The following is a 23,406-nucleotide window of genomic DNA, read 5'->3' on the forward strand; positions in this document are numbered from 1 at the left end:
ACTATCGCTGCGTTTGCTTGTCGCAATGTCCGCTATACCAAACTTATATGTGACCAGCGCAGTTGCAAAAACTGAACTGCCTGCGATGAGTTTAGTGCCTGAGCCGTTGAAAAGTGAATCATTTTTGTCAACTGGGTAGAGATGGTAACAATTGGCTAAGCAGACCAATGGTCAGAGCGATAACCAGAGTGATCGCCAGCCAAAAGCTGATGGCGTTATTAATTAGGCGCAGGGTGCGCAAAATGTCGAGGGCTTGTGGCTCGGCCCCCGTGTCCAGTCGCGGCCGCTGCTGTTTCAGTTGTTGGTAGTACAGCGGTCCACCTAAGCCTAGCTTTAGGGCGCTGCCACCGCAGCTGAGCAGCAATCCTGCGTGATTGTTAGGAAACGTTTTTTGCCAGTGGTAGCTGAGTTTAAACCAAGGCTTGAGTGATCCGGATAGCGCGTAGCTAAAGGCCAACAGTCGCGTAGGGATGGCATCCATCAGAATCGTCAGTGCGGCAGGCAACGAGGCGAACTGTTTAAAGAAAGGATCTTTGCCATTCCATACCATCGCCAGTTCGCGCAGAGCGCGGTAAGTCACGGCCATCAAACCACCGCCGACAGCAAACCAAAACAGTACGGCAAACAGCTGCAGGTTTGCACGCTGTAACAGAGTTTCTATACAGGCTTTTGCGATCCCCATGGAGGATAGCCGTCCCGATTGTCGTAGCACCAAGCTGTTGAGGCTCTCTCTGGCCTGCAGCTTGTAGCCTTTCTCCAATTGCGCGGCTATTCGTATGGCGGTGCGCCGAGTTTGTTCCCAATCCAAAGCCAGGTACAGCAACAGTGCATTCCACAGCACAGGGAACTCAGACACCATGCCGATGATTGCCAATATGATTAATGATGGCGCAATCAGCATCAATGTGCCGAGCGCGCCGGCGATCTGCTGCTGCAGTACGGGGCGCTCAGCATTGGGATAGACTTTTTTCTGTAAATTGCTGGCGAGGCCACTTAGCAGGGTCAGTGGGTGGTAGTGGGGGGGAATGGGCGCGACACGGCTTAAGGCCAGTACAGCCAATATTGTTAGTGGTGTGGTTAGAAAACCTAACCAGCCGATGAACAATGCTTGATCCACGCCCTATTTACCACCTGTTCAGTGTTGCTTTACCGATCTTCTATGCCAATCGCTTGAGCATATCAGCGACCACCAATGAGGAGTGATGAGCAGCTTTGTCGAGGAACTGCTCAAACGAGAGGTGACTGGACTTGCCTGCGATGTCTGAAAGCGCCCGAATAATCACGAAGGGCACAGAAAATTGATGGCAGACATGCGCTACTGCAGCGGCTTCCATTTCACAAGCGGCCATGGTTGGAAATAACGCGCGAGCCTGTTCTACCCGTGCCGGATCGGCCATAAAGATATCACCGCTACAGATCAGTCCTTTGACCGCCTTGGCTTCACCAACGGCGTTGAGGCTTTGTTCGGCAAGCGCCACCAGATCTGCCGCAGGGGTAAAGGCTGCAGGCTGCCCTGGCAGTTGTCCCGGCTCATAGTTAAAGGCCGTGACATCAACGTCGTGGTAACGCACTTCGCTGGAGATCACCACATCGCCGACTTGAAGTGCCGGGTCAAAACCACCGGCAGAGCCGATATTGATGACAATATCGGGAGCAAAACGCTCCAGTAACAGGGTGGTGGAGATGGCTGCAGCTACCTTGCCAATACCCGATTTAAGCAAGATCACTTCATGCCCGTGCAGCTCGCCAGGATAAAACTCAATGCCTGCGTCTTTGATCACGTTGTCGCTTGGCGTTAATTGTGAACGCAGCTGAGTCACTTCCTGATCCATGGCGCCGATAATGCCGATTTTCATAGGGCTAAGTCTCTTAGATAAGTATCTGACTATTTTAGCTATTAGAAGGGGTTGTGAACATAGATGGTTGAATTTCTTCTATGAAATGCTGCTTGAAAGCGAAATGACATTGCTCTGACATAAAAAAATCATACACTTATTTAGCTTGTTATCTCTATGGTAGCGATCCCATTAACAGCCTGATAACAAATGGTTTATCGAACATTTTTTCAGTTAACTTATTATTTATTAGTTAATTATCAATAACTGGTAGGAGTTGATATCGCTCACATTTTTTGGAACTGTGACAAGCCTCAAAGATTGAACGTGTCAAAGAACGCGTGCTTGAGCGACCTACAACGAGAGCGTGGCGACGAAAGCCCCAGATAAGGGGAACGCTGTCACGGCTGTATTTTGTTGGGGCGTGAACAGAAACCTCTGTAGTGGAAATACATGTCGCGGTTTTAAGCAAGGAGCTTTCTATGAAATGTTTGATGTTACCTTCAATCATATTGTCACTTTTGATCTTCGCCGGTTCCGTTTGGGCGAACGATCCCCCAGATAACAGTAACGAAATTTTAGGTTATGGTGCTGATGTCCCGTTGCAACGCCTGGTGTTCAAGCTAGCTCATTCGGCTGGCGGTATCGGTGGGCCCAGTAATGAGGATCTGGTGGCTAATATGGGCGCGCTGTTTGCGTCTGCGGAGCTTGAAGCAAAGCCGCTGTTTACCGCCACCGAACTGTCGGGGCTGCAACAAAATATCAGTGCGCCGATACTCGACCCCATGACTCGTCTGGGAGGCTATTACGAGTTACCGCTGAGTCCTCAAACTGACCGGCAGAAACTGGCTGAACTCTATCAGCAGTTACAACTGCTGCCAGAAGTTGAACTGGCCTATGTGCAACCTGTACCTGAGCTGGCTACAACAGACTCTGACAGTGTCGTCACACCGCTGATCTTTACCCCAGATTTTGAATCTCGTCAGGGTTATCTGAATAGCGGCAGCAACGGCATTAATGCGCGTTATGCATGGGATTTCCCTGGTGGCCGCGGTGAGCAGATCAAAGTGGTCGATATCGAAGGGGGCTGGAATGTTACCCACGAAGATATGCCTGCGCTGTTCTTAACCATGGGCACACAGATTAGTAATTCGAGTTGGCGCAACCATGGCACCGCAGTGTTAGGCGTTATCGGTGGCATGGATAACAACTACGGTGTTACGGGGATCGCGAATCAGGCTGAAATGGGTTACGTCAGCATTGGTAGCTACTCTACCTCCAACGCTATTTTGCAGGCCGCAGGCCATCTGTCACCAGGTGATGTGATCTTGATTGAGCTGCATAGCCGTGGCCCTGATGATGGCACCGCCTGTACCTGTAACCAGGGGCAGTGTCACTATGTTCCGATGGAGTATTACCAAGCGGTGTTCGATGCCATCCGTATGGTCACGGATATGGGGATCACGGTGGTGGAAGCTGCCGGTAACGGTGATGTGAATCTGGATGCGCCGGTTTTCAACGGTATCTTTGATAAGCAGGTGCGTGATTCTGGCGCGATTATGGTCGGTGCCAGTGATTACGACCAACGCTCACCCTCCTGTTTCTCTAACCATGGTGAGCGTATTGATGCCCACGGCTGGGGTCAGTTTGTGACAACCATGGGCTATGGTGACCTGCAGAGCATAGATGAACAGTTCTGGTATACCGCATACTTTAGTGGCACCTCAAGTGCCTCTCCTATCGTGACTGGCTCTGTTGCCGTACTGCAAGGGATCGCCAAGTCGCAGCTAGGTGCCCCTTTGTCGCCCGAGCAAGTACGCGCTTTGGTTAGCGAAACAGGGACGCCTCAAACCGGCGATCTAGCACGTCGTATCGGGCCTCTACCTAACCTGCAGACAGCGATTGATTCGCTCTTAGAGCCGCAGCAGGGCTTTGACTCTGTGCTTGGTGATGCACCATCACTCACATTGGCCGGTGCTGATTTTGGTGAGTGGACATTGTATGTGCCGCAGAATCAACTGACTTTGGTTGATGACCACACTTGGGAACTGACCTTGACCGTGCCTGAGCGTTTGACGGACAGTGAGTATAAGTTGGTATTAGATGCGAACTGGGCAACGAACTGGGGTGGCAGTGGTGACGGTGTGAGCGTTGCGCTGGCAAGAGATGGTGGCAATGCCAAAGTCTCTTTGGTTGCAGGTGAGTACCGTCTGACGGTGACGGAAGGTGATAATGCCAATGCGCCACTGCAGGTTGATTGGCAGGTGATCTCCGCTGATCAGAGTGACAGTGTGTTTGGTGCCTCAGCTAATCTGAAAATCAGTGGTGCTGATTTCGATGATTGGATGATGGATAACGAAGCTTGGGCATTGACCTATATCGGAAACGGTCAGTGGCGCAAGTTGGTGGTTGCCACTGGTGGCCTGAATGCGTCACCTTACAAGTTAGTGCTGAATAATGACTGGGCTACTAACTGGGGTGGCGGTGCTATCGGTGCATCAGCGACCCTGACTAGCGGTGGTGACAATGCCAGCATCACTTTGCCAGCGGGGAGTTACTACCTTGTTGTTACTGAAGGGAGCAGTGTATCAGCGCCTCTGACAGTGACATGGCGCGATGTGAATGCGGCGCCGACCAGTGAGGTGACTTTCCGCTGTTTCAACGGTGAAACATATCCAGGGCAGAGCGTCTATGTCGTGGGTAATCAGCCCGAGCTTGGAAACTGGGATCCAGCTGCTGCTCTCCTGTTGAGCTCTGACGCTTATCCGACATGGCAGGGGGCACTATCGCTGCCGACCAACACTGCGTTGGCGTGGAAGTGTGTTAAGCGTGAGGAAAACAACCCGACTGCTGGCGTGGAGTGGCAATCTGGTGACAATAATCAGCTGACAATTGGCACTGATAGCCATTATCAGACTGAGGGTCAGTTTTAAAACCTAAGTTCGTGACGTTGTTGGTTCATTTTGGTCTGGGTGAACCGCTTCTTCGTTAACAAAAAGCCCGCCAGTGTATTGGCGGGCTTTTTTATTGATGGCCATGCTAACTATGGCCATCGCCAGGTCGTGTTAGACGTTTAAATAATCCATTATCCCTTCGGCGGCGTTACGGCCTTCAGCGATCGCTGTGACGACTAGATCTGAGCCCCGCACCATATCGCCACCCGCAAATACTTTCGGATTTGATGTCTGGAATTTGTATTCACCATTTTCCGGTGCTTTCACACGATCCCAATCGTCCAGCTCAATGCCAAAATCAGCAAACCAAGGCGAGGGGCTGGGTTGGAAACCAAATGCTTGAATCACGGCATCAGCTTCCAGAATATGCTCTGATCCTGGGATCGGCTCTGGTCGACGACGGCCGCGTTCATCTGGTGCTCCCAATTGGGTCTTCACCATCTTCACTCCGGTTGCTTTGCCTGCGCTATCTACCACAATCTCGGTGGGCTGCAGGTTATACATAAACTCCACGCCCTCTTCGCGGGCATTGACGACTTCTCGCCGTGACCCCGGCATATTGGCCGCATCACGACGGTAGGCACAGATCACACGCTCCGCTTGTTGGCGTACCGAGGTACGCACGCAATCCATGGCGGTATCACCACCACCAAGCACCACGACCTTCTTGCCTGCCATGTCGATAAAGTCAGCTGGATCCTTTTCGAAACCCATTTGGCGATTGGTATTGGCAACCAGGAAAGGCAGCGCGTCATAAACGCCAGTAGCTTCTTCGCCAGGAAAACCGCCGGTCATGTACTTGTATGTGCCCATGCCCAAAAAGACTGCATCGTAATCGTCCAACAGTTGTTGGAACGGGATATCTTTGCCGATGTCGGTTTCCAGTTGGAACTCGATGCCCATCTCGCTAAAGATTTTACGGCGCAGGGTCATCACCTCTTTTTCTAGCTTAAACGCTGGAATACCAAAGGTTAGCAGGCCACCGATCTCTGGGTACTTATCAAATACCACGGGTTTTACACCGTTGCGGATAAGAATATCGGCACAGGCCAAACCTGCAGGACCAGCACCAATGACAGCGACTTTCTTATCTGTCCACACTACCTTCGACATATCAGGGCGCCAGCCCATGGCAAACGCTTTGTCGGTGATATATTTTTCCACCGAGCCGATGGTGACTGCGCCAAACTGATCATTGAGCGTACAAGCGCCTTCACACAGGCGATCTTGCGGGCAGACCCGACCACAGACTTCGGGCAAGCTGTTGGTTTGATGACACAGCTCTGCTGCTTCCTCTATTCGCCCTTCGTTGGCCAGCTTCAACCAGTTGGGGATGTAGTTGTGCACCGGGCACTTCCACTCACAATAGGGGTTACCGCACTCAAGGCAGCGATCAGACTGATTACGGGCCTGATCATCTTTGAACGGTTCGTAGATCTCGACAAACTCTACTCGTCGCGTTTCTATCGCCTTTTTTGGCGGGTCTACACGATCGACGTCGACAAACTGATAAACATTCTTAGCCATCTGTATTCCTACCTTACTGCGCTTCGACGATGAGTTCTGCTTCACTGCGGCTACGATGGCCGAGCAGGGCTTTAATATCTGCCGCTTTTGGCTTCACCAGCTTAAACAGTGGCAGGTAGGCTTCGAAGTTATCCAGGATCTCCTGGGCTCGCGAGCTGCCTGTCTCATCTAAATGCTGATTGATCATGCCACGCAGGTGTTCGTGGTGGATGGTAATCTTACTCATGTCGACGATCTCGACCAGTTCTGGATTCATCCGCACTTTGAAGTTATCGCGCTCATCAAAGATATAGGCGAAACCACCGGTCATTCCTGCGCCGAAGTTAACACCCGTTTTACCCAGTACGGTGACAATACCGCCGGTCATATACTCGCAGCCGTTATCACCGATCCCTTCAACCACAGCAATGGCGCCAGAGTTACGTACGGCGAATCGTTCGCCGCCTTTACCCGCAGCATAGAGGCGGCCGCCGGTAGCACCGTAGAGACAAGTGTTGCCGCAAATCGTGGCTTGGTGGGAGAGGAACTCCGAACCTTTTTGTGGCCGAATAACCAGTTTACCGCCCGCCATCCCTTTGCCGACGTAATCGTTGGCATCACCGGTCAGTACCATCTCTAGGCCGCCCGCATTCCAGACGCCGAAGCTTTGACCTGCTGTACCGGTAAATGATAACTGGATCGGAGTACCTGCCATGCCTTGGTTGCCATGCTTGCTGGCGATATAGCCAGAGAGCAGGGCTCCCACTGAACGGTCGGTATTGCGGATTGGATAATTGCCAAAACCGCCCAATTTGCCGTCGATACTGTCTTGCATATCGGCCAGTAGCTGTTTGTTGAGATCACCGTTATCGTGCGGTGGGTTTAGCTCCTGATGATAGGGTGCAGCACCGTTCTTTGGTTCAAAGGTTTCCAGTAACGGCTCCAATGCCAAGCGGCTCTGCTTGGCGGTAAAGCCATCAACAACCTCCAACAGATCGGTACGACCGATCAGATCGGTGAGTTTTGCGACCCCGAGGCTGGCCATGATCTCCCGCACTTCCTGCGTGACGAACTTGAAGTAGTTCATCGCCATCTCAGGCAGACCAATAAAGTGGTCGCGGCGTAACTTTTCATCTTGTGTTGCTACGCCGGTGGCACAGTTGTTGAGATGACAGATACGCAAGTACTTACAACCCAAAGCGACCATAGGTGCGGTGCCAAAGCCGAAACTTTCGGCACCGAGAATGGCGGCTTTGATGATATCCAGGCCGGTCTTCATGCCGCCATCGATCTGCAGCCGCACTTTATGTCGCAATCCGTTGGCAACTAGCGCCTGTTGCGTTTCAACCAAGCCAAGCTCCCATGGGCTGCCAGCATATTTCACTGAGGTCAGTGGGCTTGCCCCCGTGCCGCCATCGTAGCCTGAGACGGTGATCAGATCGGCGTAGGCTTTTGCGACGCCGGTGGCGATCGTGCCTACCCCTGGCTCCGAGACCAATTTGACCGAAATGGTGGCGGTGGGATTGACCTGTTTAAGGTCAAAGATCAGCTGCGCCAAATCCTCGATGGAGTAGATGTCGTGATGCGGAGGTGGTGAAATCAGCGTGACGCCAGGTACTGAGAAACGCAGTTTGGCAATATATGGATTAACCTTCTCACCAGGTAGCTGACCACCTTCACCGGGCTTCGCCCCCTGGGCAACCTTAATCTGGATCACTTCGGCATTGACCAGGTAGTGCGGAGTGACCCCGAAACGGCCAGAAGCGACCTGCTTGATTTTGGAGACCCGCTCATTGCCATAGCGCTTGGGATCTTCACCACCCTCACCTGAGTTGGATTTGCCGCCTAGACGGTTCATGGCGATAGCGAGTGCTTCATGGGCTTCCGGGGATAGGGCACCTATCGACATGGCGGCACTATCAAAGCGCTTGTAGAGCTCTTCCGCCGGTTCTACGGCGTCGATCTCGATCGGCTGACAGTCATCCTTAAGCTCCAGCAAGTCACGTAGAGTGGCTACCGGACGCTCATTCACCAGTCGTGAATACTCCTGATAGTCACTGTAGCTACCTGTCTTTACGGCTTGTTGCAGGGTCGCGACCACATCAGGGTTGTACGCGTGGTATTCGCCATCATGGACATATTTAAGTAATCCGCCCTGTTCGATCGGCTTACGTTTCAGCCAGGCAACACGGGCGAGATTGGTCAGATCTTGTTGGAAATCGTCAAAATTGGCGCCCTGAATTCGGCTGACGACACCTTTAAAGCAGAGGTTGACGACATCCTGGTGCAGGCCAACTGCTTCAAATAGCTGCGAACAGCGGTAAGAAGCAATGGTCGAGATCCCCATCTTCGACATGATCTTAAACAGCCCCTTATTGATCCCCTTACGGTAGTTGACCAACGCTTGCTGTTTCGAGATATCCAGCGTGCCTCTGTCGACCAGTTCGGCCAGCGTTTCATACGCCAGATAGGGGTAGATAGCTGTCGCGCCGAAGCCGAGTAGCACGGCAAAATGATGTGGGTCACGGGCAGAGGCGGTCTCTACTACGATATTGGAGTCGCAGCGCAGATTGTCATCGACCAAACGCCGTTGTACGGCACCCACCGCCATCGCTGCAGGAATAGGCAGAGTATCCTTGTTGAGCTGACGATCGGAAAGGATCAATAGCACCGAGCCATTACTTGCTTTGGCTGCGGCTTCGTCGGTTAACGCCTGTATCGCCTGTTGCAGATCCTGCTTGCCTGGGTCGTAGTTAAGATCCAGAGTGCAGGGCTTGTAATGGGTGTCATCTAAGTCCTGCAACTGCTGGAAATCAGAATAGAGCAGCACAGGGGAGTCGAACAATACGCGCTTGGCGTGACCACTGGTTTCGTTAAACACGTTTTGTTCACGACCAATACAGGTAGCCAGCGACATCACGTGGTTTTCCCGCAGCGGATCGATCGGCGGGTTGGTTACCTGAGCAAATTTCTGCCGGAAGTAATCATAAATGCTCCGTGAGCGACTGGAAAGAACCGCCATTGGTGTGTCATCGCCCATGGAGCCTGTGGCTTCCTGACCAGCCTCGCCGAGTACGCGGATCACCTGATCCACCTCTTCGAAACTGAAGCCAAACTGCTTGTGATAGGTTTTCAGCTGGTCGTCGTCGAGTTGTCGCTTAACCGCTTGTTTAGCGTAGAGCTCCTCAAATGGGATCAGGCGCTTGCAGCTCTTATCGAGCCACTGGGCATAAGGGTGGCGAGTTTTTAGATCGTCATCGATCTCGCGGGAGCGCCATAGTTTTCCGGTTTTGGTGTCGATTACCAGCAATTCACCGGGGCCGACGCGCCCTTTATCCACCACTTCGTCTGGGGTGTAATCCCAGATCCCCACCTCTGAGGCCAGAGTAATAAAGCCATCTTTGGTGATCACGTAACGGGCGGGGCGCAGACCATTTCGGTCCAGATTACAGGCGGCATGGCGACCGTTGGTCATAACAATACCTGCCGGGCCATCCCAGGGTTCCATATGCATAGAGTTGAAGTCGTAAAATGCCTTCAGCTCTTTATCCATCTTCGGATGAGACTGCCATGCTGGTGGGATCAACAAACGCATGGCACGGAACAGATCCATCCCGCCAGCCAAAAACAGTTCTAGCATGTTGTCGAGGGACGATGAGTCAGAGCCGGACTCGTTGACAAACGGGGCGGCATCTTGCAAATCTGGGAGCAGCGGTGACTTAAACTTATAGCTCCGCGCCTTTGCCCATTGGCGGTTGCCTTCAATGGTATTGATTTCACCATTGTGGGCGAGAAAACGGAACGGCTGTGCCAGCGGCCAACGGGGGGCTGTGTTGGTTGAGAAGCGCTGGTGGAATAGGCAGATTGAAGATTGCAGGCGTATATCCGCCAGATCAGTATAAAAGTTGGGGATGTCTGCAGGCATCATCAAGCCTTTATAAACAATCACCAAGTTGGAGAGCGAGGCCACATAAAAATCACTGTCATCAGCCAAACGCTTCTCCGCGCGGCGGCGCGCTAGATAGAGCCGACGTTCAATATCGTGAATGCTCCAGCCTGGGTTGGCATTGACAAACACCTGTTCGATACAGGGTACTGTTTGCTGGGCGATCTCACCGAGACAGCTATTATCTGTCGGTACCGGACGCCAGGCGACGACTTCCAGCGTTTCCTGTTGCAGCTCTTCACTGAAAACATCCCGCGCCGCTTGGGCTTTGTTGTCGTCATGGCTGAGGAAAATCATGCCGACGGCATAGTGGTTGCCTAAATGCCAATCGTTTTCTTCAGCAATAGCGCGAAAAAACGCATCTGGCTTTTGCATCAACAGGCCACAACCATCGCCAGTTTTACCGTCAGCGGCGATGCCGCCTCGGTGGGTCATTCGATCCAGAGCGGAGATAGCGGTACGTACCAAACGATGACTGGGTTCGCCGTCCATATGGGCGATTAACCCAAATCCACAGTTGTCTTTGACTAAAGACGGGTCGTACAAGCTCATAAAACCTCCCATGCAGGCAGAATGCAGCCCGATGATTTATTCCGGCTGACTATCTATTTTTAGACCAGTTTTGCGGTAGAAATTCGAGCTGATGAAAAGAAAGATCCGCAAAGGGCATTACATTAGTACAACTAATGTAATGTTAAAACAATGTGAAGTCCATCACTTAAAATGGCCGCTTTGTTTGGGGCAGATCAAAGATAACCTGCATTAAAACAGGTTGTTAGCCTATTTGTTTTGCTGCTTTGTTGTTATCTGTTGGGTAGTAGCGTAGCGGGGCAAAGATGAAAAATAACAACTTTTATCGTGCTGAAAGGGCAAATGGTTGAAGTTTGTTGTTGCTGGGGCAAAAGGGAAATTGTTGGTGATATGGTCAGGAGAGTTCCTGACCATGCAAAAAATTATAACGGCGGTTTACTTAGGCGTGATATCCGCCTTTAACACCTTTGGCGGTGATGCTGACCGCATCATGGGCATGTAAGCTTTCGTAGTGATTCACGCGCAGCAGAAAGTCTTTGTATTCGGCATGTTGGTTGAGTAGATGCTTGAGGCGACGGGCGGCATCTTCACAGAACATCAGGTTCTGGCCGTTCAGGCGAGCAAACTCCTGTTCGTCTACCCGTTTCACCGCGGCTTGTACGGGTGTTTGTAAGGCATCTTCGATCTGGTCAATAAGCTGGCGTAACGGGAAACCTAAGTTGGCGTTATCCAGCTTAATCTTGACGTCAGCAATGCTGCGTTGACTATGTGGCGTTGCAACAACCCCTTCAGTCGTGCCTAACCAAGCATGCATCTCTGCCCGATCAATGCTGCCTTGGCCGCTAAATTTCGCTTCAAAGGCGTCCTGAATGAGCTGTCGTGCCAAGGCGGCGGAGCAAGGGCATGTCGATGAATAGGGGACTTGTACACCCATCTCAATGCTGAGTTCACCCTGCTTAAGCTCACCTGTTAGTGTGACCGGGTAGGCTTTCCAGCCCTGCTTACCGCTGATCAGTGACTTCCGGCGCATATGGTAGTCGAAGGTAAAAGAGACTTTGGCGTGATCGCTAAGCTCATCATGGCTCGTGATGAAGTTGTCCAGCAGGGTCATCAGTGCCTGACTATTCAGTGTGCCTTCGGTAGATAGGGTATCCAGCAGCAGGTAGAGACGGGACATGTGGATCCCTTTTGCTTTCGGACGGGTCAAGTTTACGAAAGCACCGACATGAGCGCTGACTTGCCGTGGCGCTTCCCCGCGCACTTCTACCATCAGTGGTAGCTCGATATTGTCCATTCCAACCCAGTCTAATGTTCCCTCTGTTTGGGCACTGGCGTGGTTGGCGATATCTGGCATGATGGATGGCATCGGGGTACTCCACTGGGCGCTAACTGGCGAAAATTTCTGCTAAATTGCCATGGCGGTTAAAAAAAGAGCGTCTTTATATCACAAAAATGAGACGCTGTTGAATCTCTCCCCGTTTCGGGGCAGCTATTATAAAGGGCTTTGACCAACATAAACACCGCTGAATCTTGTGGCTTTTAGGGCGACAAGATCGACTTTCCAATTAACGACGTTTCAAGGATGGTGCCATGAAATTGTGGGCACAACGCTTTATCAATTTGATGACGGAAATTGGCGTATTGCGCCTGACGCTGGTTGTTGCTGGCTCCATTATTGTTTTGGGGATTGCGATCAACGTTTCTTTGCGCTTAGCGATTAGCGGTGATGTGGATACTCTGGATATCGCCAGGGCTCTCCTACTGGGCTTTATTCTGACCCCGCCCACGGTTTTTCTTTTTGTACTAGTAGTGCGCGAACTTGATCTGTCCCGTCGACGTACTGATCGCCTGCGGGTAAAAGATCGTGAGAAGGCGGAGAAGCTGGAACATCAACTTATCTTGCTGGAAGCGGAAAATGCCGAACGGGTGAAGGCCGAGCAGGCGCTAGCTGAGGTGGTTGCTGAGATGGAAGCTGAAGTGATGCAGCGCCGTCAGGCAGAGATAAAGGCAGCAGAACAGAGTGCAAAACTGGGATCTTTGATTGATAGTTCACCCGATGTGATCTTCTATCGTGATGACAATGGCTATTTTTCTAGCTGCAATCGGGCTGCTGAATTGCTCTTGGGGCGAACTCGTGAGGAACTTGTGGGTCTTACTCCTGCTGATGTGTATCCCGAACGGCTAGCTGAACAAGTGGTTCAAACTGACGCAGCGGTCATGGCGAGTAATCGGCCGCTGAAGTTTGAACAGTGGATGCGTTACCCCGACGGTCGTAAGACCTTATTTGAATTTAGTAAAGTACCCTTTTTTGGTGCTAAAGGTGAGCGCCTTGGGTTGGTGGCATTCGGTCGTGATATTACCGAAAGAAAACAGGCCGCGGATTTACTGAGTAAAGCAAGTAATGAGAAAGCTGAATTTATTGCCACCATCAGCCATGAACTGCGTACACCATTAAATGGCATTGTCGGTTTAAGTCGTATTTTGCGTGATACCGAGTTGTCAGCCGAGCAGTTGCGATATGTCGACACGATTTATCTCAGTGCAGAAACCCTTGGGGTCATCTTTAATGACATTGTTGATCTTGACCGTTTAGACCGACAACAACTTAAGCTTAATCCGACGCGGGTAGCATTTAAGGCGTTATTGGCTGAAGTTGAAAACATGGGAGTGCTGCTGGCACAACAATATGGCGTCAGCTTCCGCTGCCGCTGGGATCCTGAGCTGCCAGAGTATGTGGAAGCGGATGGTGCGAGATTGCGCCAAGTGTTGTGGAATTTGCTTGGTAATGCGGTGAAATTTACGCCGCAGGGGTTTGTTGCGCTGAGTGCAACCTTAACGCGAGAGGACGATACCAACGTCTATTTGCAGTTTGAGATCGAGGATACTGGTCTGGGAATACCGGACGAAGAGCAGAAAAAGATCTTCGCAATGTATTACCAGGGCAGCCGCCAAGGACATCACACCGGCACTGGAAGTGGTATAGGCTTAGCTATATCACAGCAATTAGTTCGAGCCATGGGCTCGGAGATTAAGCTTCGCAGTGAAGTGGATGTGGGAAGCTGTTTTTCTATTCAGTTGACGCTACCAAAACTGGAAGCACCGGAGAGTCATGTGTTAACAGATGAAGCGAAAAAGGTACCAGCATTGAATATCCTGTTGGTCGAAGATATTGAACTCAATGTGCTGGTTGCCAAAACTCTACTGGAGAAAATGGGTCACACAATCAGTGTCGCCATGGATGGTCAGAGTGCGTTGACGGCGGCGTCGGAGATACCTGATCTGGTATTGCTGGATATTCAATTGCCAGATATGAGTGGTTTTGATGTGGCAGAGAAACTTAAGGCTGATCCACTGACGGCTGATATTCCCCTTGTTGCCTTGACCGCCAATACGGTTAAGGACAAAACTCGCTACGAGGAGTGCGGTATTGTTGATATCGTAACTAAGCCAATTCAGATGAACGTGCTGCACAGTGCATTAGCTAAGCTATTCGCTCCCGCAGGTACTGCGGTGCCAACAGCTTCGCAAGCAGATGATGCGCTGGATGACATTTTAGATATTGAAATGTTGCAGCAGTACAGTGAGGTGATTGGTGCGGGTGCTCTTTTGAACAGTGTTGAGTTACTGGAAACCTTGATGCCAGAGTACCTGGAAATTTTGGAATCCAATTTAACCGCTGAAGATAAGAGCGCAGTGGCATCAGAAGCCCATAAGATTAAGGGTGCAGCGGGCTCTGTGGGATTGAAGCGGGTACAACAGATCGCAGCTAAAGCTCAGCAGAAAGATGAACCGGCTTGGTGGGAAAATGTCCCCGATTGGGTGGATGCGATGAAGCATCACTACCCACAAGATTTAGTGGTATTAAAGCGTTGGCTGACAGAGGCTGAAGCCGCTGAAAGTGAATGATGCTCTCTTGCGGATAGCGAGCAATAAAAAAGGGCCTGCTCAGGCCCTTTTTTAATGCCATCAATTTTCGATAACTAACCTAGTGAACCGCTAAAACGATAGCCTTCACCGTGAATGGTAGCGATCACTTCAGGGGTGCCTGGGACGCTTTCAAAGTGCTTACGAATGCGCCGGATGGTGACATCGACAGTACGGTCGTTTGGACGTAACTCGCGGCCAGTCATCTCTTTTAAGAGCTGGGCTCTAGTTAGGATCTTGCCAGGGTTCTTCAGGAACAGTTGTAATGCTCTAAACTCACTACGTGGCAGTTTGAACGCATTGCCGTCAGAGCCGGTCAGCATGCGACTATTTACATCGAGCAGCCAGCCTTCAAATTTATATTGGTCTGGCTCGTCACCGTCGATTTCAGACTGGTGCAAGGTGCGTTGTAATAGGTTCCGAGCCCGAATAGTCAGCTCGCGCGGATTAAATGGCTTGGTGATGTAATCATCTGCGCCAATTTCCAGGCCAAGGATCTTATCAACTTCATTATCCCGGCCTGTCAGGAAAATGAGTGCCATATCGGTTTTTTCGCGGAGTTCACGAGCAAGCAATAGGCCATTTTTCCCTGGCAGGTTGATATCCATGATCACCAGATCTACCACGCCTTTCTCTAGGCTTTGGTACATCTCTTCGCCATCACTGGCTTCAATGACCTGATAACCTTCGGCTTCAAACAGTGTGCGTAACGTGTTTCTGGTGACCAGTTCGTCTTCGACGATCAATATTTTTGGGATTTCCATGCGTCTTTTTCCGCGTGTCAATTTCTGTTAATTCGACCGGCCGGTCGGGTACTACATTAACGTAATGCCCAACGTTAGAGTGCCTAATTCTTTAATTGTTCCATAACCAACTGTTAGCAAACGTAAACATGGTCAAACAATAGTCATTCAATCTTAGCTTGGTTACATTAACTTAACAAATGTGTTTGATTTGTATCCGCCACAGAGGGCTGGTTTGTTTCTGTATCGGCCAAAGGTATCACCATCTTGAGTCGAATACCTTGCTCCGGCTCAGTCTCTAGCTCTAACTTTCCACCGAGTACTTGTTGTACCAAACTTTGTACTATGTACATGCCCAGACCGCTACCGCCGCTCTCTTTCGCTGTGGTGAAATAGGGCGAAAAGACTTGTGCTTTGACTTCTTGGCTCATACCGCGGCCGTTATCTTCATAGATTACCGTTAAATAATCTTTATCCATGGTTACTTGAATAACTATGGTGCCTTGGCTGATATCTTTAAAGCCATGCTTGAGTGAATTTAAGACCAAATTGATTAAAATTTGACTAATGGCACCCGGTTTACTGGTGATGGTCAGCTCTTGGTCGCATATCACCTCAATAATATGCCTGCTTTTTTTTAATTTGGGTTTGAGCGTTAACAAAACTTCGTCAATAAAGTGATGAACTTCAAAGGTTCGATCCTGCTCTGAGCATTGGTCCACTGCGACATGTTTAAAGCTTTCGATTAATTGGCAGGCTCGTTGCAGATTTCTGGTGAGAATATTAAAGGCTTCGTCCGACAGTGATAGAAACTGGTTCAGTCGTCGTTGCGATAACTCTCCGTGCTCCAGTGAGTGCTTTAGTTCGCTAAGCGCTTGCTGCATCGAAGTTGATGTTGTGATGCCAAGACCAAGCGGTGTATCTAATTCATGAGCAATGCCTGCGACCATCTGCCCTAATTTGTGCAACTTCTCTTTTTCCAGCATCTGTCCCTGATACAGGTGCAGCTTTTCTAAGGTTTGTAGCAGTTCGCTGTTCGCTTGTTTCAGCGCGAAGGTGCGCTCGGTGACTTTATCTTCCAGGCTTTGGTTTAACTGGCGTATCTCTTGTTCCGCTTGCTGTTGTTTCTCCAAACGCCGGGATACCCGAGACAACATGCGATTAAAGGCATTGCCAAGAAAGTCCAGCTCTTGCACCTCAAGGGTCGGTGCCCTGAGCGCATAATCTTTGTTTAAGTCGACCTGTTGCACGAGGCTGATCAACGTGTCGATAGGCTGACTAAAACGCCGCTGTAGTTGTAGCGTAATGAGTAAGGCGAATATTGAAGCCACGAGAATGATGGTGAGTACCTGATAAAGGTTGTTCCAAAGCCGTTGATTGAGAGTATCGAGGGAAATACGCAGATAGCTGAAGCCAAGTAGTTCACCTTCAAACGATATCTCTGATGTTATTTCTATGGTGTCTGCTGTGATCCTGGGCTGTTTTAATGCGCGTAGCTGACTGTCAGTAAACGTATTGGGAAGCACTCCGCTGCGGGTGTAGCCAGCGAAAAAATTGAGTTGCTGCGTGTACCTGTCTAACTGATAGGTTTGTGCAGATTGCAGAAACTTATAAACTGAAAGCGCTCTAAGCTGCCGTGTTTCTAAAGCCGGCTTATTATCAACGATAGTATCTTGGGCGTGATCAGCCGTTAACTTGGCAAGGGTCTGGAGTTGTTCAAGGAGGTCTTGTCGCTGGGTTTGGTAATCGAAGTATTGGTTGATACCCAACGCGATCGCTAACGAGCTCGTCGTGATCAGCATAACGACCATGATCAACGAGCCGCGGATAGAACGGCTGGGAGCGCCTGTGCCCATAGCTTTCCTATAAAAGACGGGATTAATCTCAGTCTAGCGAATAAGTCTTTGTTGAAGCAAAGCATTTGCCTCTGAAACGTCACATTAATCACTATAATGGTAAGCGCATGGTTAGCGCGATAGAGATACATAAGGAGAACAGAGTGATGAGTGATTGGGATCTGTATAAACAGACCTGTTTTTTGATGGCGCAGCCGTTGGCTCCAGAACTGAGCTTTGCTGTGATCACTGCCCATAACCCACAAGGCGACAAAGTCAGCGATACCTATAATCGTTTGCTCGACTATCGACTGCAGCAAGATATCGTGCGACTCAATGTGCCCTACCGTGAGTTATGGGGTAGCGCGCCAGATCTCTCTCATCGGGAAAAAAGCTGGGCTGTACTGGCGGACAAATCGATAATGCTCACTCTTGCTCGGGCATATCAGCAAAATGCTATCTATTGGGTAGATGCCAATCAGCTCTATCTAACGCCATGTTTATTGAAAGATCAGAGTGAAGAGCATATCGGTACGTTTAGCCAGCGGGTGATCGTGTCGGCGTAGTAGGTTAAGCGGCGGGTAAGAGCATCTCATGGTAGAGCGAAACGTAATTTTTGGCGGTTTCTTCCCAGCAAAAACGATACGCCATGCCGTTTTGTTGCAGTTGCTTGAACGCTTCAGGTGCGTCATTAAACAGAGTCAGAGCCTGCATCAGCAGATCGAGTAACGCATCAGGTTCGGGGTGGCTGAAGACAAACCCGGTGGCGTCATCAATGCTGCCATTGGGCTTGACCGGTTTTACCGTGTCTTTTAAGCCGCCGACTCCGCGAACAATGGGCGGCGTGCCGTAGGCCAGACTATACATTTGGGTTAAGCCGCAAGGCTCAAACAGGGATGGCATGAGGAAGTAGTCTGCGCCCGCCTGCACCCAATGTGCGATCTTGCTTGTGTAACCTTCTCGAAATATTAATTTGTCAGGGTATTGGGCTTCCAGCGCTCGCAAATTATCTGCCAGCTCTTGTTCGCCTGAGCCGATGATCACAACTTGGACATTTTGCTCTAAAAAACGCTGCAGAGCAGGTAGCAGGAGATGAAACCCTTTTTGTCCGGTAAGCCGACTGACCATGCCGAACAGTGGGGTATCTGCTTGCTCAGGCAAGCCAACGTACTGTTGTAAATGTGCCTTACACTCAGCCTTCCCGGCTAAATTATGTTGATCATAGGCTTTGGGAAGCAGTGGGTCTGTGGCCGGGTTCCAGTCGTCGTAATTACAGCCGTTTAAGATGCCACTGAAGTCGCGGTGGCGATGTTGGAACAGCGACAATATATGGTGGGAACCTAACGGCGTGAGTAACTCTGCTGCATAAGAGGGACTGACGGCATTAATCTTATCCGCCGTAAGCAAGCCGCATTTTAGGAAGTTTATTTTATTCCCTTGCTCCATATGATCACTACTTAAAGCAGAGATAAAGCGTTGATGGAACGGGATGCTGTCAAGGTCGAAAACCCCCTGATAGGCGGCGTTATGCAGCGTAAGCAGGGTACGCGTGCGATAGAAAAATTGATTATCTGCTAACTCATTACGTAAGAAAAACGGCGCCATCGCCGTATGCCAATCATTGCAGTGAATAATATCTGGGGCAAAGTCCAGACTTTGGGTGATTTGTAATGCAGCCATCGAAAAGAAAGCAAAACGCTCGCCATTATCCTGATACGCGTGATAACCGTTGTCATAAAGCCCCTGGCGGGAGAAATAGGGCGGATAGTCGACACTATAAACAGGCACATCACCTAAGTGCAATTGGTGGATATTGTAGAGATACTGCAAATTGCCTAATTGGAGAGACAGCTCACTGTGCAGGTGGTTATCTTCTTTCAGGCGTTCTTGTACCTGGGGATAAAAGGGGCAGACAATACGCACGTCATGCCCCAGGCGAGTCAACGCTTGCGGCAATGCCTTTGCCACATCCGCTAAGCCACCTGTTTTTGCTAGATCCTCAACTTCAGTAGCGAGAAAAAGGATCTTGAGCTTTCTGTCAGAAACCAATACGACTGCCTTTAGGAATGACTACAATACCGCTCGGCGACACTTTATAGCGTTCCTTATCGGCGTCAAGGTCTTCGCCTATTATCACGCCATCGGCAATCTCGACATCTTTATCGATAAGCGCTCGGCTGATACGGCAATTCTGGCCGATGGCGCTGTCCCCCAGAAATACCACATCGGTAAGTTCTGTTCCTGGTTGTACATCGACATTAAACCCAAGTACGCAACGCCTTACTTTGGCACCACGTATGACGCAGCCGGATGCCACCATCGACTTACTGACTTCGCTGCGTTGACCATCGGTGCTGTCGAGATATTTGGCCGGCGGCACGGGTGGGTGATATGAGCGCAGCGGCCATTTGGGGTTAAACAGATCTAACGGAGGATCGTCTGCCAGCAGATCCATATTGGATTGCCAGAAGCTATCTATGGTACCGACATCGCGCCAGTAGGCTGTGCTATTGGGTTCATTGGGAATAACGTTGGATGCGAAGTCGTAGACGTAAACAGGGTGGGTTTGGTAAAGCTTGGTTAAAATATCCAGGCCAAAATCATGGGTAGAACCAGGCTCTTTCGCATCGGCTTTTAATGCTGCAAACAGGGTCTGGGTATCGAACACATAGTTACCCATAGACGCCAGTACATGCTCTGGATCGCCGGGTATGGTTGGTGGATTATTTTGTGGTTTCTCGACGAAGCCTGTCATCCGCCCCTGTTCATCTACCTGCACGACGCCGTATAGATGAGCTTCAGCGACGGGCACTTTAATGGCTGCCACGGTGAGCTGAGCACTGCGCCGTTTATGAAAGTCGATCATCTGCCGTATATCCATCTTATAGATGTGATCGCTGCCGAAAATACAGACCTGGTCGGGATCGTGGATCTCGATTAAACGCATATTTTGGTATATTGCGTCCGCAGTCCCTTCATACCACCGTTTACCCATGCGCATCTGCGCCGGAATAGGGTCAATAAAGTGATCGGTCAGGCTGGACAGGTACCAAGCTTGGCGCAGATGAACGTTGAGAGACTGAGATTTAAATTGCGTCAGTACATAGATCTTTAATAGATCAGAATTGACGAAATTGTTGAGAGCAAAATCGATGAGGCGATACCCGCCGCCAAATGGAACCGCGGGTTTAGTCCGGGTTTCCGTCAGTGGATAGAGACGAGTCCCTGCACCACCGGCTAATATAACGGACAAAATACCAGCCATGAAAAACACTCCGTATTGTTCTATTTGCCACAAATAGGCGGGGATCCTGCCAGATCTGACTGCCTAAGATTTGGTCGCTGAGTACACTTTAAACTGTCGATTTTCAGATAACACCCTGCAGTTCCCAAAAATGCGACCTATCTGCTCGGCGTAGGGCAAAAATCCATTGGCGACGATACGCAATTCGCCTGAGGCGTTTAACCGAGCATATGCCTGCTTAAACAGGTTGGCGCTGATATCGTAATCGGTAGCTAGCCCTTGGTGGAAAGGGGGATTGGAAATGACCAGGTCAAATTGATCTTCGGTATTGGTCAGTAGATCTGAGGCGACGACGGTCGTTTGATAGCCATTGTGAATGGCCGTTTGCTTTGTTGCTGCCAAGGCCATTGCGTTGACGTCACAGCTGGTTAGCTCAAGTTTGGGCGAGTGGTAATACAGCGCCGTTGTGATCACGCCTGCACCACAGCCTATATCGACAGCGCGCCCTTGATATGGTGGGGATTGCTCTAGCGTCTGCAGCAATAGCAAGGTGCCAGCGTCTAATTTTCCATGATTAAACACCCCAGGTAAGCTGGCGCAATCGAACGATTGTTGCTGAAAAGGCACGGAAAAATATTGGAATTGATAAGAGCTGCTTTTTGCGGTGGAGGTGATGTTGCTGAAAAATAGAGAGCAGCGTCTTGCGCTGTCACTCTTGTGACACCTATAGCCGAGGCTTTTTAACACTTTTGCGGCACTATTAATGCCACCTCTATTTTCACCAACGAGCCAAAGCTCTGCGCCATCAGCTAGCAGAGGGAGTGTTTGGGTAAGCAGTAATTCAGCATGCGCTTTGGCTTTTGGCCAGCATAGGATGGCCTGTGACCAAGGATGGCAGTCATTGGCTGGCGTATCGCCGAAGCTAACGTCCGCGCCATTGGTTTCGAGCCGCTTCGCGGTGATCAAGTCAGTGGTGAAAAAATGGGCAGCAATATCAGCTTGTTTGAGTTCAAACGATAAATTGTCTGCAGGGGGGTTGATGAATAATAAGGGCGCTTTAGTTAGCTGCGCCAGATTACGCATTACTATCTCACTGATTGGTGACAACGACGACATGTTGGGCTCCTGCTTAAGCGCTAGGGATTGTCGCTAATGTCTGCTAGATCTGCAAATTGTGATCTACATTAAGCCAATAGTTGGCGGTTAAGGTGTTGATAACTAATATAGAGATATTATCTAAGTAAGTGTGCTCCCCTTTGTCTTGATTGTGGCTGCCATAGCCAAGGACGGTGATGAAAGGATTGATGCTTCCATTTATCTTATTGCTATCGCTCTGTGTTCCCACCACAGCGTGGGCGACTGATATTGCTGTTGTGGCTCATCCATCCGTACAAACTGACGCGCTGACCGTTAAAGAACTTAAATCCATTTTTTCCATGCGACTGACTGCCTGGTCCGAAGGGCAGATGATCGCAGTTTACGTGTTGCCAAAACAAAATCGTCTTCATGAAACATTCTGTCGCAGCTATCTGGAGTTGTTCAGCTATCAATTGGAGCGATCTTGGAATCGACTTGTTTATTCAGGCTTTGGTCAGGCGCCCAAGCAGATGGCGACGTCAGAAGAGCTGCGCGACGCAGTCGCAACGACCCCTGGTGCTATTGGCTATATCAAGAAGGAGGACGTGGATGACAGTGTCAAAATTATCCTTATTGATTAGCCTGACTGCGTTGTACTCATCGTTCGCATCGGCGGAAAATGATTGGTTAGACAGAGTGCAGACCCATGGCTTTTTCTCGCAAGGGGCGGTGTATACCGACGACAACGGTTTTGTCGAAGATGACAACGGTTGGTCAGAACGCCAAACCGAGATTGGCGTCAATGCGTCCTGGCAAATTGATAACAATTGGCGTGTGGCCGGTCAGGTGGTTTATCTCAATGGCGGTAACCGCTATCCGGAAGGGGTGCGTTTAGACTATTTTCTGTTGGATCGATTAGCTTATCGCGGAGAGGACGATGAGGTTCATCTGCAATTAGGCCGGTATAAAAACCAACATGGCCTCTATCGGGACAGTCGTGACGTGCCTGCGGCACAACCGAGCATATTTTTACCTCAGTCTATCTACTGGGATATGTACCGCGATCAAACTTTAAATACCGATGGCTTGTCCCTGCTTGGTTTTCATCAACTCGAAGCGGGAAGTTTCGAATGGCAGTTCAGTGGTGGTGCCACAGATATTCACGATGATATGGAAAAGTGGGTGCTTGGTTCTGAGTCAAGCGGTAAATATCAGGAAGACTGGGTGGTGCAGGGCTCCGGCTATTTCACTACCGCTGACGGAGCTTGGACGGCTGGGCTGAGTGTCCTCCGCTCCAATCTTGATTTTCATGCGGACGATGGTTCGCAAGCATTTTCCGGACAAACCTACGTTTGGGAGTCAATCGCGTCGCTACGTTATAGTGCAGCGACTTGGGAAGCGACCTTTGAGTATATTGACGATCAATTCAAGCTTTATGGTCTCTACTATCCGGGGTTTCGCGACCGTTCTCACAGTGATGGTTACTATCTGCAGTTGCGCTATTTCCTCACCCCTGAGTTGACCTTGTTGGGGCGTTACGATGCGAAATACTTAAACAAAGATGATCGTGATGGCAGTGACTTTGAGCAAGCCACTGGTGCGCCGAGTTATTTTATGTACAGCAAGGATTGGACTGTCGGGCTAACCTATGAGGTAGCTGAAGATTGGTTGGTGCGCGGTGAGTATCACTATGTAGATGGCTCTGCCTGGCTACCGCCTCATCTCTACCCTGATGTGGTTACCCATGATCAGAAATATTGGAATCTGTTTGCTATACAGGTTTCCTATAGCTTTTAACTGTGTCGACTAGG

At 50.2% G+C, this 23,406-nt stretch carries 15 protein-coding genes; 5 read left to right on the forward strand and 10 right to left on the reverse strand.

From position 1 onward, the window contains the following. Positions 1 to 127: 127 nt before the first annotated feature. Together EXY25_RS07790 and mtnN are read right to left on the reverse strand one after the other, a co-directional pair. On the reverse strand, positions 128 to 1,117 hold the full coding sequence (locus EXY25_RS07790) for a cobalamin biosynthesis protein CobD/CbiB (RefSeq protein WP_130566336.1): 990 nt from the start codon (positions 1,115 to 1,117) through the stop codon (positions 128 to 130). Between the two features lie 40 nt (positions 1,118 to 1,157). Continuing rightward, positions 1,158 to 1,856: a 5'-methylthioadenosine/S-adenosylhomocysteine nucleosidase gene (gene mtnN, locus EXY25_RS07795; protein WP_114337064.1), complete on the reverse strand. Its 699-nt coding sequence runs from the start codon at positions 1,854 to 1,856 to the stop codon at positions 1,158 to 1,160. Between the two features lie 461 nt (positions 1,857 to 2,317). Here mtnN and EXY25_RS07800 point away from each other — a divergent pair, with 461 nt between their 5' ends. Beyond that, positions 2,318 to 4,768: a carbohydrate-binding module family 20 domain-containing protein gene (locus EXY25_RS07800; protein ID WP_130566337.1), complete on the forward strand. Its 2,451-nt coding sequence runs from the start codon at positions 2,318 to 2,320 to the stop codon at positions 4,766 to 4,768. Positions 4,769 to 4,900: 132 nt separating this feature from the next. Here EXY25_RS07800 and EXY25_RS07805 read toward each other — a convergent pair whose 3' ends face one another. The 3 genes from EXY25_RS07805 to folE2 all read right to left on the reverse strand — a co-directional run bounded on the left by EXY25_RS07805 (position 4,901) and on the right by folE2 (position 12,138). Beyond that, positions 4,901 to 6,316: an FAD-dependent oxidoreductase gene (locus tag EXY25_RS07805; protein ID WP_130566338.1), complete on the reverse strand. Its 1,416-nt coding sequence runs from the start codon at positions 6,314 to 6,316 to the stop codon at positions 4,901 to 4,903. A gap of 13 nt (positions 6,317 to 6,329) precedes the next feature. Further along, the gene (gltB, locus tag EXY25_RS07810; RefSeq protein ID WP_114337067.1) at positions 6,330 to 10,793 is read right to left on the reverse strand and encodes a glutamate synthase large subunit; all 4,464 of its coding nucleotides are present in this window, start codon (positions 10,791 to 10,793) and stop codon (positions 6,330 to 6,332) included. A gap of 418 nt (positions 10,794 to 11,211) precedes the next feature. Further along, positions 11,212 to 12,138 (reverse strand): GTP cyclohydrolase FolE2, encoded by a 927-nt coding sequence (gene folE2, locus EXY25_RS07815; protein WP_114337068.1) that lies wholly within the window; start codon positions 12,136 to 12,138, stop codon positions 11,212 to 11,214. Positions 12,139 to 12,362: 224 nt separating this feature from the next. Between folE2 and arcB the strand changes: the two genes are divergently transcribed. Beyond that, entirely contained in the window at positions 12,363 to 14,678 is a 2,316-nt protein-coding gene (arcB, locus tag EXY25_RS07820) for an aerobic respiration two-component sensor histidine kinase ArcB (protein ID WP_130566339.1), read from the forward strand. Between the two features lie 74 nt (positions 14,679 to 14,752). Here arcB and arcA read toward each other — a convergent pair whose 3' ends face one another. Both arcA and EXY25_RS07830 read right to left on the reverse strand, forming a co-directional pair. Further along, positions 14,753 to 15,460: a two-component system response regulator ArcA gene (gene arcA / locus EXY25_RS07825; RefSeq protein ID WP_130566340.1), complete on the reverse strand. Its 708-nt coding sequence runs from the start codon at positions 15,458 to 15,460 to the stop codon at positions 14,753 to 14,755. 167 nt (positions 15,461 to 15,627) lie between these two features. Then, entirely contained in the window at positions 15,628 to 17,295 is a 1,668-nt protein-coding gene (locus tag EXY25_RS07830) for a HAMP domain-containing sensor histidine kinase (protein WP_130566341.1), read from the reverse strand. Between the two features lie 146 nt (positions 17,296 to 17,441). On the opposite strand from EXY25_RS07830, the gene EXY25_RS07835 reads away from it, so the two are divergent. Continuing rightward, entirely contained in the window at positions 17,442 to 17,840 is a 399-nt protein-coding gene (locus tag EXY25_RS07835; protein WP_114337072.1) for a DUF3293 domain-containing protein, read from the forward strand. Between the two features lie 4 nt (positions 17,841 to 17,844). Here EXY25_RS07835 and glgA read toward each other — a convergent pair whose 3' ends face one another. From glgA to EXY25_RS07850, 3 genes are all read right to left on the reverse strand, one after another. Next, positions 17,845 to 19,323 (reverse strand): glycogen synthase GlgA, encoded by a 1,479-nt coding sequence (glgA, locus tag EXY25_RS07840; protein WP_114337073.1) that lies wholly within the window; start codon positions 19,321 to 19,323, stop codon positions 17,845 to 17,847. After that, positions 19,313 to 20,539, reverse strand: coding sequence for a glucose-1-phosphate adenylyltransferase (gene glgC / locus EXY25_RS07845; protein ID WP_114337074.1), 1,227 nt, complete (start codon positions 20,537 to 20,539; stop codon positions 19,313 to 19,315). The genes glgA and glgC overlap by 11 nt, the downstream gene beginning before the upstream one ends. A 63-nt stretch (positions 20,540 to 20,602) precedes the next feature. Further along, on the reverse strand, positions 20,603 to 21,634 hold the full coding sequence (locus EXY25_RS07850; RefSeq protein ID WP_130566342.1) for a methyltransferase: 1,032 nt from the start codon (positions 21,632 to 21,634) through the stop codon (positions 20,603 to 20,605). Between the two features lie 176 nt (positions 21,635 to 21,810). On the opposite strand from EXY25_RS07850, the gene EXY25_RS07855 reads away from it, so the two are divergent. Both EXY25_RS07855 and EXY25_RS07860 read left to right on the forward strand, forming a co-directional pair. Next, complete coding sequence (locus EXY25_RS07855; protein WP_130566343.1) at positions 21,811 to 22,236, forward strand: substrate-binding domain-containing protein; 426 nt, start codon at positions 21,811 to 21,813, stop codon at positions 22,234 to 22,236. Continuing rightward, entirely contained in the window at positions 22,205 to 23,392 is a 1,188-nt protein-coding gene (locus EXY25_RS07860; protein ID WP_114337077.1) for a porin family protein, read from the forward strand. Before EXY25_RS07855 ends, EXY25_RS07860 begins: the two co-directional genes overlap by 32 nt. Positions 23,393 to 23,406 lie beyond the last annotated feature (14 nt).

The sequence above is a fragment of the Corallincola spongiicola genome, from assembly GCF_004284785.1.
GTDB classification, from domain to species: Bacteria; Pseudomonadota; Gammaproteobacteria; order Enterobacterales; family Neiellaceae; genus Corallincola; species Corallincola holothuriorum.